Annotated in this window: 15 protein-coding genes; 11 read left to right on the plus strand and 4 right to left on the minus strand. The window is 35.9% G+C overall.

Going from position 1 to position 15,926, the window contains the following annotated elements:
• Window positions 1–2 precede the first annotated feature (2 nt).
• Together glyS and L0668_RS03685 are read left to right on the plus strand one after the other, a co-directional pair.
• Entirely contained in the window at window positions 3–2,069 is a 2,067-nt protein-coding gene (glyS, locus tag L0668_RS03680) for a glycine--tRNA ligase subunit beta (protein ID WP_235310727.1), read from the plus strand.
• Window positions 2,070–2,084: 15 nt separating this feature from the next.
• Complete coding sequence (locus L0668_RS03685) at window positions 2,085–2,528, plus strand: early set domain-containing protein (protein WP_235310728.1); 444 nt, start codon at window positions 2,085–2,087, stop codon at window positions 2,526–2,528.
• Window positions 2,529–2,644: 116 nt separating this feature from the next.
• Here L0668_RS03685 and gyrB read toward each other — a convergent pair whose 3' ends face one another.
• The 4 genes from gyrB to dnaA are packed head-to-tail and all read right to left on the minus strand — an operon-like array spanning window position 2,645 to window position 8,715.
• A complete protein-coding gene (gene gyrB / locus L0668_RS03690; protein ID WP_235310729.1) occupies window positions 2,645–5,068 on the minus strand; it encodes a DNA topoisomerase (ATP-hydrolyzing) subunit B in 2,424 nt (807 codons plus the stop codon).
• A gap of 4 nt (window positions 5,069–5,072) precedes the next feature.
• Entirely contained in the window at window positions 5,073–6,161 is a 1,089-nt protein-coding gene (recF, locus tag L0668_RS03695; protein ID WP_235310730.1) for a DNA replication/repair protein RecF, read from the minus strand.
• 34 nt (window positions 6,162–6,195) lie between these two features.
• Window positions 6,196–7,299 carry a DNA polymerase III subunit beta gene (gene dnaN / locus L0668_RS03700; protein WP_235310731.1) on the minus strand — a complete coding sequence of 368 codons (1,104 nt, stop codon included), beginning with the start codon at window positions 7,297–7,299 and terminating at the stop codon, window positions 6,196–6,198.
• Window positions 7,300–7,317: 18 nt separating this feature from the next.
• Window positions 7,318–8,715 (minus strand): chromosomal replication initiator protein DnaA, encoded by a 1,398-nt coding sequence (gene dnaA / locus L0668_RS03705; RefSeq protein ID WP_235310732.1) that lies wholly within the window; start codon window positions 8,713–8,715, stop codon window positions 7,318–7,320.
• A 517-nt stretch (window positions 8,716–9,232) separates the two neighbouring features.
• Between dnaA and rpmH the strand changes: the two genes are divergently transcribed.
• The 9 genes from rpmH (at window position 9,233) to L0668_RS03750 (ending at window position 15,655) form a co-directional block, all read left to right on the plus strand.
• The gene (rpmH, locus tag L0668_RS03710) at window positions 9,233–9,367 is read left to right on the plus strand and encodes a 50S ribosomal protein L34 (RefSeq protein WP_007615483.1); all 135 of its coding nucleotides are present in this window, start codon (window positions 9,233–9,235) and stop codon (window positions 9,365–9,367) included.
• A gap of 9 nt (window positions 9,368–9,376) precedes the next feature.
• Window positions 9,377–9,745, plus strand: a complete 369-nt coding sequence (rnpA, locus tag L0668_RS03715; RefSeq protein WP_235310733.1) for a ribonuclease P protein component — start codon at window positions 9,377–9,379, stop codon at window positions 9,743–9,745.
• Window positions 9,700–9,948, plus strand: a complete 249-nt coding sequence (yidD, locus tag L0668_RS03720; protein WP_235310734.1) for a membrane protein insertion efficiency factor YidD — start codon at window positions 9,700–9,702, stop codon at window positions 9,946–9,948. The genes rnpA and yidD overlap by 46 nt, the downstream gene beginning before the upstream one ends.
• 121 nt (window positions 9,949–10,069) lie before the next feature.
• Window positions 10,070–11,701: a membrane protein insertase YidC gene (gene yidC / locus L0668_RS03725; RefSeq protein ID WP_235310735.1), complete on the plus strand. Its 1,632-nt coding sequence runs from the start codon at window positions 10,070–10,072 to the stop codon at window positions 11,699–11,701.
• Window positions 11,702–11,800: 99 nt separating this feature from the next.
• A complete protein-coding gene (locus L0668_RS03730; protein WP_235310736.1) occupies window positions 11,801–12,283 on the plus strand; it encodes a YajQ family cyclic di-GMP-binding protein in 483 nt (160 codons plus the stop codon).
• Window positions 12,284–12,289: 6 nt separating this feature from the next.
• Complete coding sequence (mnmE, locus tag L0668_RS03735) at window positions 12,290–13,669, plus strand: tRNA uridine-5-carboxymethylaminomethyl(34) synthesis GTPase MnmE (protein ID WP_235310737.1); 1,380 nt, start codon at window positions 12,290–12,292, stop codon at window positions 13,667–13,669.
• Between the two features lie 2 nt (window positions 13,670–13,671).
• Entirely contained in the window at window positions 13,672–14,103 is a 432-nt protein-coding gene (gene mioC / locus L0668_RS03740; protein ID WP_235310738.1) for an FMN-binding protein MioC, read from the plus strand.
• Between the two features lie 36 nt (window positions 14,104–14,139).
• On the plus strand, window positions 14,140–14,802 hold the full coding sequence (locus L0668_RS03745; RefSeq protein ID WP_235310739.1) for a DnaT-like ssDNA-binding domain-containing protein: 663 nt from the start codon (window positions 14,140–14,142) through the stop codon (window positions 14,800–14,802).
• Between the two features lie 28 nt (window positions 14,803–14,830).
• Entirely contained in the window at window positions 14,831–15,655 is an 825-nt protein-coding gene (locus L0668_RS03750) for an ATP-binding protein (protein ID WP_235310740.1), read from the plus strand.
• Window positions 15,656–15,926 lie beyond the last annotated feature (271 nt).

Consider the following 15,926-nt stretch of genomic DNA (forward strand, 5'->3'; position numbering starts at 1 on the left):
CCATGAGAATAGAAAATTTATTAGTTGAGATTGGCACAGAAGAATTACCACCAAAATCACTGGCTAAATTAGCAACTGCCTTTAGAGATAATATTGACAGTCAGTTTAGCGACAACGACTTGTCATTCAGTTCGGTAAATTGGTATGCGTCGCCAAGAAGATTAGCCGTAATGGTTGAAGGTTTGTCTGAATACCAAGCTGATAAAATAGTCGAAAAGCGTGGCCCTGCGGTTAGCGCAGCATTTGACCAAGATGGCCAAGCGACAAAAGCAGCACAAGGCTGGGCTAGAGGAAATGGAATTGACGTAGCCGAAGCTAGCCGGTTAAAAACCGATAAAGGTGAATGGCTACTTTATAAGGCAGAGGTTAAAGGCCAAGCGGTTAAAGATCTTTTAGCACCTTTGGTGGAAAAAGCCTTAAAAGCGTTACCAATACCTAAGCCCATGCGCTGGGGGGCAAAAAGCACACAATTTATTCGTCCAATTCATACAGTCACTATTTTATTCGGTGATGAGTTAATTGAAGGCAGCGTATTAGGCGTTACTTCATCAAGGCTAATTAAAGGTCACAGATTTCACTCCGACCAACCTTTTGAGTTAACTAAAGCTGATAACTACCTTGCAGAGTTAGAGCGTCATTTTGTGATTGCAAAGCATGATGTTCGTAAAGCTAAAATACTTAATCAAATTGAAGCTGCCGCTACCAAAGAAAATGCAACTGCCGACATAAACGACGATTTATTAGAAGAAGTAACATCCCTCGTTGAATGGCCAATAGCGTTAACAGCAAGTTTTGAAGAGTCCTTCCTTGCAGTTCCTAAAGAAGCGTTAATCTACACAATGAAAGATGACCAAAAGTATTTTCCATTGCTAGATGAAAACGGACAACTTAAGTCTCGTTTTGTTTTTATCACCAACATCGAGAGTAAAGAGCCTCAAGCTATTATTAGTGGCAATGAAAAAGTCATTAGACCTAGATTAGCTGACGCTGAATTTTTCTTTAATACCGATAAAAAGAAAACTTTGGAATCACGTTTAGAAAGCCTAAAAACGATCTTGTTCCAAAAGCAACTGGGTACGGTATTCGAAAAATCTGAACGTATAGCTTTGATGGCCAAAGAAATCGCCTCTATGCTTGGTGCAGATGAACAAGCAGCATACCGCGCTGGCTTGTTATGTAAAACAGACCTTATGACCAATATGGTAATGGAGTTTCCTGATGTTCAAGGTGTTATGGGCATGCACTATGCGCGTATAGATGGTGAATCTGAAGCTGTTGCTCTCGCCCAAAACGAACAGTACAAACCTCGTTTTGCCGGTGATGAACTACCTAATTCTGAAGTTAGTATTTGTGTAGCCCTGGCCGATAAAATTGACACCCTCGTAGGCATTTTTGGTATCGGACAAACACCCAAGGGAGACAAGGACCCTTTTGCCTTAAGAAGAGCTTCTATTGGTATATTACGTATCATAGTAGAAAAATCTTTAAACTTAGATTTAATCGACTTGGTTGAAGCTTCCATTGCCACATTCGCTGACAAAATTGAATCTAAAGAGTTAAATGCTAAAGTAACTGATTTTGTATTAGCTCGTTTTAAAGCTTGGTATGCAGAACAAGGCGTTGGTGCAGAAGTTGTACAATCGGTTGCAATTAACCGACCCACTCGCCCAGCAGATTTTGCAGCTCGAATCGAAGCAGTTAAGTCTTTTAATTCATTGGAATCAGCAGAGGCTTTAGCCGCGGCAAACAAAAGAGTGGCTAATATATTAGCTAAAAACCCAATTAGCGAAGTCACTGCACTGCAAAACAACTTATTAATAGAACCAGCAGAAATTGCCTTATCAAAAGCTTTAACCAGTGTTGAAGAACGTATAAAGCCACTACTAGAACAATCGGATTATAAAAATACGCTAACAACACTTGCTGAATTAAAGGAGCCAATAGATGACTTCTTTGAAACCGTTATGGTGATGGCAGAAGATGAAGCAACTAAAATAAATCGTTTAAACCTTCTATCTAGGTTGAGAGCATTATTTTTGTGCTGTGCAGACATTTCTGTATTGGGTTAAAAGGGCCATATTGGTATGATAAATTTAAAAGCGGCCACATTTTTAGCACTAAGTAGCCTGTTGAGTGGCTGTGCTAGTACAGCTATCGAAACCTTTATTCAAGAAAAGGATTATAGCGGATTATACTTAAGAGGTGTTTTTTCTTGGTGGGAAGCGGATGAAAAATACAAGTTAGTTGAAATTGCGAATAATACATATTCCACAAATATAGAATTAATTGCCGATGGCCAGCCCTATGACTTTAAATTTGCTGACGCTGATTGGACGCCCGGATTCAATTGTGGATATCGTAATACCAGAGACCAAATTGTAGCTGTTGGAAACACTGTTAGCGCTGATTGTGAATCAACAGATGAAAACTTTCGTTTTACTCCGGCCGAAACAGGGACTTACAAATTTACTATAGATTTCAGCGGATTTGGTTCTCCGTCTGTTTTAGTGGAATTTGTAGAAACCTAGTCAGAAAATTTCCGCAATATTATAAATTACTAAGACATTGTTTATAATTTTTAGAAATAAAAAAGCCATTTCTTATTAAGAAATGGCTTTTTTGTTACTTAAAGTATAGAAAGAAACTACACGTCTAAGTTTGCTACTTTAAGAGCATTCTCTTCAATGAAAGCTCGGCGGGGTTCCACTTGGTCACCCATCAATGTGGTAAATAGCTGGTCAGCACCAATGGCGTCTTCAATGGTTACTTGTAGCATTCTACGAGTAGAAGGATCCATTGTGGTTTCCCATAGTTGACCAGGGTTCATCTCACCCAGCCCTTTATAGCGCTGAATATATTGTCCTCTTTTAGACTCAGCCATCAACCAATCTAACGCCTCTACAAAACTAGAAATAGGTTTAGTTTTATCATTTCTTTGTACATAACCACCTGTTTCAATCATGCCATTAATAGCCTGATTAAGTTCTTTTAACTTTTTATACTCATTAGATTCAATAAACTCTTTATCTAGTTTGTATTCAGTGTCTATACCATGCAGTCTAATAATAACTACCACATACCAATTATTTCTCTCCGAGTCGTGACGAATTTCAAATGTATAAGTCGCGCCATCAATTTCATCGGCAGTTAATTCAGAAGTAAAAGATTTAGCAAATTCTTGTAATTTTTCTTCGCTGTTTACGTAGTCAGATTCCAGAGTATTGCTATAAACAAGCTTATTTAGAATAACCTCTGGCATTAATCGACTAATACGAGAAATCATAGCCATTGTAGACTGATATTGCTGTACAAGCTTTTCTAGCGCTACTCCAGACATAGCCGGAGCATCAGGATTAACGTGTAAAGAAGCATTATCTAATGCAATGGAAGTCAGGTATTTAGTTAAAGAATCGTCATCTTTTAAATATTGCTCTTGTTTACCTTTTTTTGTTTTATATAAAGGAGGTTGCGCAATATAGATATATCCACGTTCAATAATTTCAGGCATTTGACGGTAAAAAAACGTTAACAATAATGTACGAATATGTGACCCATCGACATCAGCATCGGTCATAATAATTATACGATGGTAACGTAATTTTTCAGGATCATATTCGTCACGTCCTATTCCACAGCCTAAAGCAGTAATAAGTGTAGCAACCTCTTGAGATGACAACATTTTGTCAAACCTAGCTTTCTCAACATTCAGTATTTTACCTTTTAGAGGAAGAATGGCTTGGTTTTTACGATTACGCCCCTGCTTAGCAGAGCCGCCAGCAGAGTCCCCTTCCACTATATACAACTCAGATAGGCCAGGATCTTTTTCTTGGCAATCAGCTAGTTTTCCAGGAAGCCCAGCTAAATCCAAAGCCCCTTTACGACGAGTCATCTCTCTTGCTTTTCGAGCGGCTTCTCTTGCTCTGGCGGCGTCTATTATTTTACCAACGATAATTTTACTTTCAGCTGGATTTTCTAATAGGAACTCTTGAAGTTTCTCACCCATAACAGTTTCAACTGCAGGCCTAACTTCAGAAGAAACAAGTTTATCTTTAGTTTGAGACGAGAATTTAGGATCAGGTACTTTAACAGAGATGATAGCCGTTAAGCCCTCTCTTGCATCGTCACCACTAGTACTTGTTTTAGCTTTCTTAGAAAGGCCTTCTTTATCCATATAACTATTTAAAGTTCTGGTAAGTGCACCTCTAAACCCAGCTAAATGACTACCGCCATCTTTTTGAGGAATATTATTAGTGAAACAGAAAACATTTTCTTGGAAGCTATCATTCCATTGCATGGCAACTTCAACAGATATTCCATCTTCTTCTCTGTGAGATTCAAAATAGAATATTTTTTGATGAACAGGAGTTTTATTTTGATTTAAATATTCAATAAAAGCTGTAATTCCACCTTCATATTCAAAACGGTCAACTTTCCCATTCCTTTCATCTTCTAATATTATGCAAACACCCGAGTTCAAAAATGATAACTCTCGTAGCTTTTTAGCTAAAATATCATAATGAAATTCAACATTTGTAAACGTTTCTTCGCTTGGCCAAAATCGAATACTAGTGCCAGATGTTTCAGAATCACCAATAACTGAAAGTGGTTCTTTTGGCTCACCATGTTGATATTCTTGTTCGTGCAACTTGCCAGAACGTCTAATTTGAAGTTGTAGTCTCTTTGAAAGAGCATTAACTACTGAAACGCCTACACCATGTAGTCCACCAGAAACTTTGTAAGAATTATCATCAAACTTACCCCCAGCGTGTAGTACAGTCATAATTACTTCTGCTGCGGATACACCCTCTTCTTCGTGAACTTCTGTTGGTATACCACGACCATCATCTCTGACAGACACAGAACCATCAATATGTATTTTTACATTAATGCTTGAACAGTGCCCGGCTAAAGCTTCATCTATCGAATTATCAACTACTTCGAAAACCATATGGTGAAGACCAGTACCATCATCGGTATCTCCAATATACATTCCTGGCCTTTTTCTTACCGCATCAAGTCCCTTTAGCACTTTTATACTCGACGAATCGTATACGTTTTCTTCTGCCATCTAATTAAATCTCCTCTTTCACCTGACCATGTTCCACGTGAAACACTGTTTTTTCGTTATAATTATTTAAAAAATCTAATTGCTTTACGTCAATCGCGGTAACAAATAATTGTGAACCAGACTGACTTAGCTTATTAATAAATACTTTTCTTTTTTCTCGATCTAGCTCAGCGCCAATATCATCTAATAAAAATATACTCGTCTTTGCAGTAGCTTGTTGTAAATATTGAGTTTGGGCTAATTGAAGTGCTGCAACTAACATTCTTAATTGCCCTCTAGATAACAACTCTTGAGCTGCCAAACCTTGAGATTTTATTTTCAAATCTGCTTTGTGTGGACCTGAACTTACATAACCATTTTTTTTATCTTTTTCTTTATTTTTTTCAAGAGCCTCTTTTAATGACAGGCCCTTTTCCCATCCCCTATAATACGAAATTTCGAATGAAAACTCAGGTAAAAAGTCAGCTAAATTCGATTTAATTGCGTCTATTAACCTTTCATTAAGCAGCTCTGTTCTTACTTGAGTCAACCACTCACCTTTAGCTACAAACAAGTCAATCCAGTAGTCATAATTGGAATTTACAGTTTGGTTTCGATAAAGTGCATTAAGTTGTTTAAGGCTTCGTTTGAAGTTTTGAGCGTCTACACTAAAAGAATGTTCCACGTGAAACAACAGCCAATCCAAATAACTTCTTCTTAATTTAGGAGCACCAATCAGTAAATCAGAACTTTGAGGTGTAAATATTTGAACGGGTAAACAACTAACTAAATCCGTGGCTCTTCGGCTTTTAACTCCGTCAATGTTAACAATACAAACATCTTCTGAAGACCGAAAAATGCCGAACCTTTGTTGTTTTTGAAGTACATCGATAGATGAACAAAAAACAGTGAACTCTGACTCCCCTGCTTTTATAACATTTTTATGTTTACTCGTTCTAAAGGACCGAGCAAAACCTAAATAGTGAAGGGCTTCTAAAATACTAGATTTTCCCGTGCCATTTTCGCCTATAAAAACATTTAGCTTACTATTAGGAGAAAACGACAGGTCTTTGAAGTTTCGGAAATTACTAATCTGGACCTTGTCCAGTTTCATCTAATGAGTACTTCTATAATTATATTCTATGCTTCTATAATCTCATTGGCATAATAACGTAAAGAGCAGAATCATCTTTAGCATCTTCTATAAGTGCACTACTGTTAGAATCAGCAAGGGTAATCAACACATCTTCTCCGCCCAACCCATTCATAACATCTATCAAATAAGCTACGTTGAAGCCAATTTCAAGTTCATCACCACTATAATCCACATCAACAATTTCTTCAGCTTCTTCTTGTTCTGGATTGTTAGCTGTAATCTTAAGTTCTGCGTTAGATAGATTTAAGCGTACGCCTTTAAATTTTTCATTTGATAAAATTGAAGCTCGAGAAAAAGCTTGTTTCAAAACATCTTTACTAGATTCAATTTTTTTATCACCATCTTTAGGTAATACGCGGCGATAATCTGGAAAGCGACCATCTACCAATTTACTAGTAAAGATAAAGTCTGTTGAAAATATTCTAATGTGATTAGAACCTACTTGTACTTTAACTAACTTTTCGTTGTCTTCAATTAGGCGAATAATTTCTAAAACACCCTTTCTTGGAATAATAACTTGTCTGTTAGCTAATGTGGCGTTTTCATAAGTCATGCGACATAGGGCTAATCTATGCCCATCTGTGGCAACTGTGCGAATCAAATTATCTTCGGTTTCCAAAGACATACCATTTAAATAATAACGTACGTCTTGTTGTGCCATACAAAAATATGTACTGTCAATTAGTCGCTTAAGGGCTGTTTGTGAAATTTCAAACTCCAACTCACCTTGCCAATCTTCTAAATTTGGATAATCTTCGGCAGACAGTGTTGATAAACTGAAACGACTACGTCCTGATCTAAGTAATGCTTTATTGCCGTCTACACTAAAATCAATATTACTACCATCAGTAAGCCCTTTACAAATATCCAACAACTTTTTAGCTGGAACCGTAATTTCACCTTCCACGAAGTCACCTGTTAAAGTGACGTTTGATATCAACTCTACTTCCAAATCAGTGCCTGTCAACCAAAGTGAGTTTTCACTAACCTTAATTAATACATTAGATAAGATTGGAAGTGTGTGGCGACGTTCAACGGCACCTGATACAAGTTGTAATGGTTGTAAGAAGTTTTCCCTACTAATACTAAATTTCATTTTATTACTCATGAATTACTATGAAGAAAGTGTACGAATTAGATTCTGATAGTCTTCTTTTATATCATGACTTTCTTCTCTAAGCTGAACTATTTTTCGACACGCATGTAACACAGTTGTGTGATCACGACCACCAAACGCATCACCAATTTCAGGCAAACTGTGATTGGTCAATTCTTTTGATAATGCCATAGCCATTTGCCTCGGTCTGGCGACACTTCGACTTCTGCGCTTTGACAAAATGTCTGCCATCTTAATTTTATAATATTCTGCTACAGTTTTTTGAATATTATCAATTGTGACTAGTTTTTCTTGTAACGCCAATAAGTCACGTAGCGCTTCTCTAACAAAGTCTATGGTGATGGGCCTGCCGGTAAAGTTAGCATTAGCAATTACCCTGTTCAATGCCCCTTCTAACTCTCGAACATTAGAACGTAAGCGTTTAGCAATAAAAAACGCTACTTCGTCTGGCAAAAATATTTTATTTTCAACAGCTTTACGCATCAATATAGCAACACGGGTTTCCAATTCTGGAGGCTCAATAGCAATTGTTAACCCCCAACCAAATCGAGACTTAAGTCGATCTTCAACACCTGCAATTTCTTTTGGGTATCTATCTGAGGTCAATATTATTTGTTGATTCCCCTCTAACAAGGCATTAAAGGTATGAAAAAACTCTTCTTGTGAACGTTCTTTATTAGCGAAAAATTGAATATCATCAATCAGTAATGCATCTACAGATCTGTAATAACGCTTAAATTCTTCTATGGCGTTGTTTTGCAGAGCTTTTACCATATCTTGAACAAAACGTTCTGAATGCATATAAACAACAGTAGCGTTTTTCTTCTTATCCATGATGCCATTTCCAACAGCATGTAATAAGTGCGTTTTACCAAGCCCAGTCCCGCCATAAATAAATAATGGATTGTAAGCGCCACCAGGATTATCGGCTACTTGCTGTGAAGCTGCTCTAGCAAGCTGATTAGACTTACCTTCTACGAAATTATCAAATTTGTAAGTTAAATTAATATTACTTTTATGATTATTATCAGGCTCATTATCAACTTGGTTTAAATGAACATTTGGCTTAACTATGGAGGACCCTAAGTTAACTTGTTCAAGGCTAGTAACATTTTGACTAAAATTTGCGCTAGAATTAACTGGATTTAATACAACTTTGCCTGTGTTTACCTCAAATCGAAGTTGCGGCGTTTCGTGCTCACAAAATTCTGTTATTAAATTAGTGATTTGTGCAAAGTACTTATCTCTAACCCAATCTAATACAAAACGGTTTGGTGCAAACAAAGTAATATGGCCATCTTCATGTTTAGCTTGCAAAGGTCTTATCCACATACTGAATTGTTGAATAGGCAAATCTTGTTGTAACCTTTCCAAACATTGATTCCATATTGACATTAAAAAATACACTCCAGGCTTTTAAAATTAAGCTTTTAAAAGAAAAATATACAAAATTAAAAAGAAGAACTGAAATCAACAGCTGCACGAAATTTAACCAAGCATTTGAATATTTAAATAAGGCTGTGGATTATCTCGTTAATCCTACCAACAAGGCAACAAACTTTTAGATATAAGTTGAAATATGGATATATCTATTTGTTTTATAAAAAATTAACTAATTTAAATTTATAATTAGATCGTCAATTAGATATATTAAAAGTGACTGATTATTATTAATTTTATGTCTACTTTAGGCAAACATTGTGGATAAAATGTACATAAAACATTTTATATCATTAGATTCAACGAATAAACTCAATATTGAATTGACTAAACACGATAAATACTGAAGTAAATGATTGACAAAGACTTGAGTGATCTCTATTATTCAGCGTCATTTTTGAGCGCGGTGTATTCCAAAGGTTGGTTTGCACATCAATGCTCATTTTGTTTAAACCTTATGGGATTTTAGGTCATGAAAAGAACTTTTCAACCAAGTAACTTAAAGCGTAAGCGTTCACACGGTTTCCGTGCCCGTATGGCGACTAAAAATGGCCGCAAGGTTATTGCTAATCGTCGTGCCAAAGGCCGTGCTCGTTTATCAGCTTAATTATCCAAGGTGGGTGAAAATAAATTTTCTCGGGAGCTAAGGCTACTTACTCCCACCCACTTTGAATATGTTTTCAATAACGCTATTCCATCTGTTTCATCTCAACTTACCTTATTAGCAAGATTCAATAATTCCGACAATCCTCGTTTAGGCATCACCTTGTCTAAAAAACGAGTCAAATTCGCACACGATAGAAATAGAATTAAACGAATTATCCGTGAGAGTTTTCGCTTACAAAGACAATCATTTCCAAATATTGATATAGTAGTAGTTGGAAAAAGTGGCTTAGATAAAATGTCAAATCAGGAAATATCTTTCTTACTTGGTAAATTATGGAAAAAGTTAGCAAAGCGTTGCGAAAAATCCCGATCGGTATAATTAAATTCTATCAGATCGTTATTTCTCCAATGTTGGGACCAACATGTAGGTTTCATCCAAGTTGTTCTTATTATGCTATCAGCGCAATAACACAACATGGAATAATTAAAGGTAGCTGGTTAAGCATTAAACGTATATCTAAATGCCATCCACTACATTCGGGTGGAAATGATCCGGTGCCTGAGAAAAAACAAAATAAATAATGAATTTATTCTTAATGCCCATATTAAGAGTAGGTTATTAACAAAAAAGTAATATCGCAGTGGTTTAATGGTTTTAATAACTAAGTCACATTAATAAAAAGTAGTTAATTTAGAGTATTTTATGGAATCCCAACGCAGTTTTATATTAATTGCCCTAGCCTTTGTCACCTTTATGTTATGGCAACAATGGCAAGTAGATTATGGCCCTAAACCAATTGAACCAGCACAAACTGCTTCACAAAACAACACGGTTCAAAGTTCAGCTGATGTACCTCAAGCTTCTTCGAATGGTCAAACTTTATTACCAAGCACAACTCAAGCTGGCAAAGTAATATCTGTCAAAACCGATTCTCACATTATTAGTATTAATACGGTCGGTGGCGATGTTATTTCGGCTGATTTGGTGAAATACCCAGTTGAGCAAGGATCTGATGACTCGTATAGCTTATTAAGACCTAGTGGAAGTGAGTTATTTATTGCTCAAAGTGGTTTAATTGGGAAAAACGGTCCAGATGCAAATAAGGCAGGACGACCTACCTACACTACAGGCCAAGATAGTTTTGTTCTGGAAGGTGAAACACTAACTGTTCCGTTAAATTTAGTTACTCCTGATGGACTAAAAATAACTAAAAACTTTATTTTTAATAAAAACAGCCATGCAATTAACGTTAACTACATTATCGAAAACAACAGTAGTGATTCTAAGCAACTACAGCAATATGCTCAACTTAAACAAAGTATGCTAAAGGAAGATGGCAGTATGTTTATGCCAACATACAGAGGAGCAGCATATTCCACCGAGGAAGACAAATACGAAAAATATGGTTTTGATGACATGGCAGACAAAAATCTAAAAGAAACCACTCCTGCTGGATGGGCCGCCATGATCGAACATTACTTTGTATCAGCTTGGGTCCCACCTCAAAACGAAACAAATAACTTGTATAGCCGAGTATTACAAAATACTAATGGCGTAATTGGGTTTACTGGTCAATCTGTGAATATTAATGCTGGTGAAACAGCACAAATTAATAGTGTTTTGTATTTAGGGCCAAAAGACCAAGATACATTAGCTTCTTTAGCACGCGGACTTGATTTAACTGTAGATTACGGTTTCTTGTTTATGATATCTCAACCGTTATTTACCTTTTTAAAATTCATTCATAGTTTGGTAGGAAACTGGGGCTTCGCCATTATTATTATCACTATTGTTGTTAAAGGAGCCATGTATCCTTTAACTAAAAAACAATACGAATCTATGGCTAAAATGCGTGTACTTAAACCTAAGATGGATGCCCTTAAAGAGCGTTATGGCGACGATAAGCAAAAAATGCAGCAAGCTATGATGAAAATGTATAAAGAAGACAAAGTTAATCCTATGGGTGGCTGTTTTCCACTTTTGTTACAAATGCCTATCTTCTTAGCTTTATATTGGGTACTGCTAGAAAGTGTTGAAATAAGACATGCAGATTTTATATTCTGGATAACAGATCTAAGCTCCAAAGACCCATTCTTTGTTTTACCAGTGTTAACCGGCGTAAGTATGTATTTGCTGCAAAAACTTCAGCCTATGACTATGACTGATCCAATGCAGCAAAAAATCATGCAATTTATGCCAGTTGCTATGAGTTTGTTCTTTTTCATATTCCCAGCTGGATTAGTGTTGTACTGGTTAATTAGTAACATCATTACTTTAATCCAAGCTAAGTTTATCTATGCATCTATGGAAAAACGCGGGTTACAAACTAAATAAATAGTTAAATCAAAAGCCCGTTTTATGCCTAATTAGGTTATAAAACGGGCTTTTTTGTGCGTACAATAAAGCTATACCAAACAGAATAAGGAATCATCCATGCCTTCATTAGACATAGTGTCAGAAATAGACTTAGTAGAAGTTAAAAATGCTGTAGACAATGCCAGTCGCGAATTAAGTACTCGTTTTGATTTTAGAGGAGTTGAAGCCTCTTTTAACTTCGCAGACGAAATAGTCACCCTAAAAGCTGAAGGTGATTTTCAAATAAAACAAATGATGGATATGTTACGAACTGCCTGTGCAAAACGAGGCGTGAATAACAATTCATTAGATCCACAAGAATTAGATATTTCTGGCAGGACTTATAAAAAGACAGTTAAATTTAAACAAGGTATAGAACAACCTATAGCTAAAAAGCTGATTAAACTTATCAAAGATGCAAAATTAAAAGTACAAGCACAAATCCAGGCGGACCAAGTTCGAGTAACAGGTAAAAAACGTGATGACTTACAAAAGGTTATTGCTTTAGCCAAAGACTCTGACATAGAGCAACCTCTACAATTTACTAACTTTAGAGACTAACCCAGTATGAGCTCGAATGGCTTTTCTGAACAAGACACAATTGTTGCCCAAGCGACTGCTCCAGGCAAAGGCGGTGTTGGGATAATTCGTGTATCAGGATACTTAGCCAGTGATGTAGCTATAGCTATATTAGGAAAAGTCCCGCAAACTCGCCAAGCAGAATATTTAACTTTTTCAGATGATAATGGCGATATTATCGATCAAGGTATCGCCATATTTTTCAAAAATCCTCATTCTTTTACAGGTGAAGATGTACTTGAATTACAAGGTCATGGCGGGCAAGTAGTGTTAGATATGTTACTTAAAAACATATTAAAACTACCTAATATTCGAATAGCCAACCCTGGTGAATTTAGTGAACGTGCATTCTTAAACGACAAATTAGATCTAGCCCAAGCTGAAGCCATAGCTGATTTAATTGATGCAAGTTCAGAGCAAGCAGCCAAAGGCGCTTTACGTTCTCTACAAGGTGCCTTCTCACAAAATATTCATAATTTAGTAGAACTGGTCATTCATTTACGAATGTATGTAGAAGCAGCTATAGATTTCCCAGATGAAGAAATTGATTTTTTAAGTGACGGTAAAATTCAAAAAGATTTAGAAAATATCATCCAAGCATTTGAAAAACTGCGTCAAGAAACAAAACAAGGCGCCCTACTTAGAGAGGGTATGCGCGTTGTCATTGCGGGTAAACCCAATGCGGGTAAATCGAGTTTATTAAACGCTCTGGCAGGTAAAGAAACCGCCATAGTAACTGATATTGCTGGTACGACTCGTGATGTACTAAAAGAACACATTCACTTAGATGGTATGCCTTTACATATTATCGACACTGCCGGTTTAAGAGACAGCCCAGATAAGGTTGAAAAAATTGGCATTGAACGAGCTTGGCAAGAAATCCGGGAAGCCGATCGCGTATTATTTATGTTAGACAGCACGGAATCTACAGAAACTCATCCACAGAAAATTTGGCCTGATTTTTATCAACAATTACCTGAAAATATTGGATTAACTGTTATACGAAACAAAATTGATTTATCTGCAGAATCGAATGGCATAGATATCACAGGTGATTATCCAGTTATCTCACTGTCAGCAAGTAATCATTTAGGCATAAACCATCTAACCGAACATTTAAAAGAATGTATGGGTTTTAATGCAAGTTCAGAAGGCCAGTTTATCGCCCGTCGTAGACATTTAGATGCCATAGATAAAGCAGCGGAACATTTGTATTTAGGTAAACAACAACTAGAAGACCACCTTGCTGGCGAATTATTAGCTGAAGAATTACGGTTAACCCAACAACATCTAAATGAAATTACCGGTGAATTTAGTTCTGACGATTTATTAAGTAAAATATTTTCATCTTTTTGTATTGGAAAATAGACATGGCCCAGTTTGAAATAATAGTTGGCAGTGTACTTGGTGCTAGTGAATACGTAGCAGAAGCCCTGCAACAAGAATTAGAAAACCAAACCCATCAAGTAAACCTGCACTTCGCTCCTGACTTATTGGAAATTAATCAGCAAGCAATCTGGTTAATTTGTAGCTCTACTCACGGAGCAGGTGATCTACCAGATAATATTCAACCATTTATTGAACAAGTTAAAAATGTTGCTCTAGATAATTTAGAATTTTTAATTGTGGGTTTAGGTGATAGCAGTTACGACACCTTTTGTTTCGCAGCACAAAAAATAGAAGATGAATTATTAAAACAGAATGCTAAGTTACTGACACCTAGTTTACATATAGATGTATTAAATCATCCAATTCCAGAAGATGTTGCAGTAGAATGGCTTAAAAATTGGTTATCCAATTAATAATAATTATATTTAGTGAATTAAGAATTAGCTCTAATGCAAATAAATCAAGCAGAACAAACCGCCCTACTACAAACATTAAGTAACGATGCCCGTATTTTATATTTACTTGGTTTAAAAACTAGCGCTGATCAGAAAACAGGTCAAACTTGCCCTCTAAATTACAAAAATTTGCTCTCATTACTTAACGCTAAAGAAGAAAAATTTAATTTAGGCAGACAGCTAAATAGTCTTATAAAAGAATTACTGAATGTTGGATTAATTAGCTTTATTGAAGAAGTTGACCTTAACCATAGTTTTAACGGTAAAGTATTAACTCTACCCTTAAGCATAATGCGAGCAGATGAATATTCAAAATTGCATTTAAATTGGCATAAAATGACTTTAGATTGGCGCCCTAATGAAAAGCTGGCTAATGATTTGTCAAAACTAACAGGCATCATTGATAACGAATATACTGATAACGAACTAGGTGATTTTATCGCCTACTGGTTAGGGAGACCCGAATCACAGTTTACTGAATATCAATGGACTCAAAAATTTATATTTAACTTAAAGAAAATTCGTCTGGCTCATGGGTTTAAACCCGTGCAAAAAGTCGGTCAACAACTTGTACAAACTAAAGCTGGGATCGAAGCAGATGATAATATTAAAAACTTAGTTGCCAAATATGGCAAACCAGTAAAAACTGAAACCTAAACTCATCGATAATGGGATATAAAATCTAGTGGATAGTATTAAAGATAAAATCCAACAATTAGGCAAAGCACTAGGCCGTCAGCATGTCCCTGATAAATATACCGACTATGCCAGTTTACGCACTGAATACGAAGCTTTAGCCAACCGAGATGTAAAACAGCTACAAAAAGAAGGCAAAAAACGGCGCATTCAAGACATCCAAGGCCGTTCTGATTTAAATTCAAAATGGACCTTCGCTAATCTTGTTGAAGACAGCCAAGATGTAATTGAAGCAGTTAGCTATGCTAAATCATTTATCGCTGCTCACGAAGATATGACGTGGCGCAGAAGTGGTGCGCACATGATGATATTTTACGGTGATTATGGCCGAGGTAAATCTCACACAGCTGGCGCAATAGCCCATGAATTAATAGAAAAATATGAAATATCAGTATTGTATCGACAACTTTCTAGCATTCTAGATATGCGCTTATTTTCTTATGATTTTAGTGCCCAAGATAACGCAGGACAAAAATATCGCGAAATTAATCAAGAATTACTAGATGTAGATTTATTAATTCTGGACGAAGTGTGTGTAAACGAAACAGTATTAAAACAAAATGCACAAAGTTGGTTAGGTAATGTACTTAGACAACGCTTAGCTAATCATAAAAACTGCATACTAATTACCAATCACAATTTAGCAGAGCTAGAAAACGCTATAGGTCGTTACTGCTTTGAATCAATAAAAGAATACGACACATACAAAGTTAAATTTTCTGGCCCTAGTCGACGTAAAGAAATTATTCCTGCTCAACCAGAAGCTCAAAAAACACAATCAACAGGTGGTTATCGACCTAATCAGGTTAAATAAATTCAACAAATATCCATCAATAGAATAGTTATTGATGGATATTTTAAAAAATATAACCCCATTTAATCACCAATAATTAAATCTTAAGTCTTGAAAATCTACCCAATATTTCACGTAAAATATTAAATACCATAAAATTTATGTCCAAATTCAAAATTTCCCTAAAATTATTTTATTAAATATTTAAATATATTTTATATCAGTGGATAAGATCTATCTCATGGTTAAATCTAGATCTTTCTGTTAAAGATCAAGATCTAAAGATTATTTT

Source organism: Paraglaciecola algarum (assembly GCF_021532655.1).
GTDB classification, from domain to species: domain Bacteria; phylum Pseudomonadota; class Gammaproteobacteria; order Enterobacterales; family Alteromonadaceae; genus Paraglaciecola; species Paraglaciecola algarum.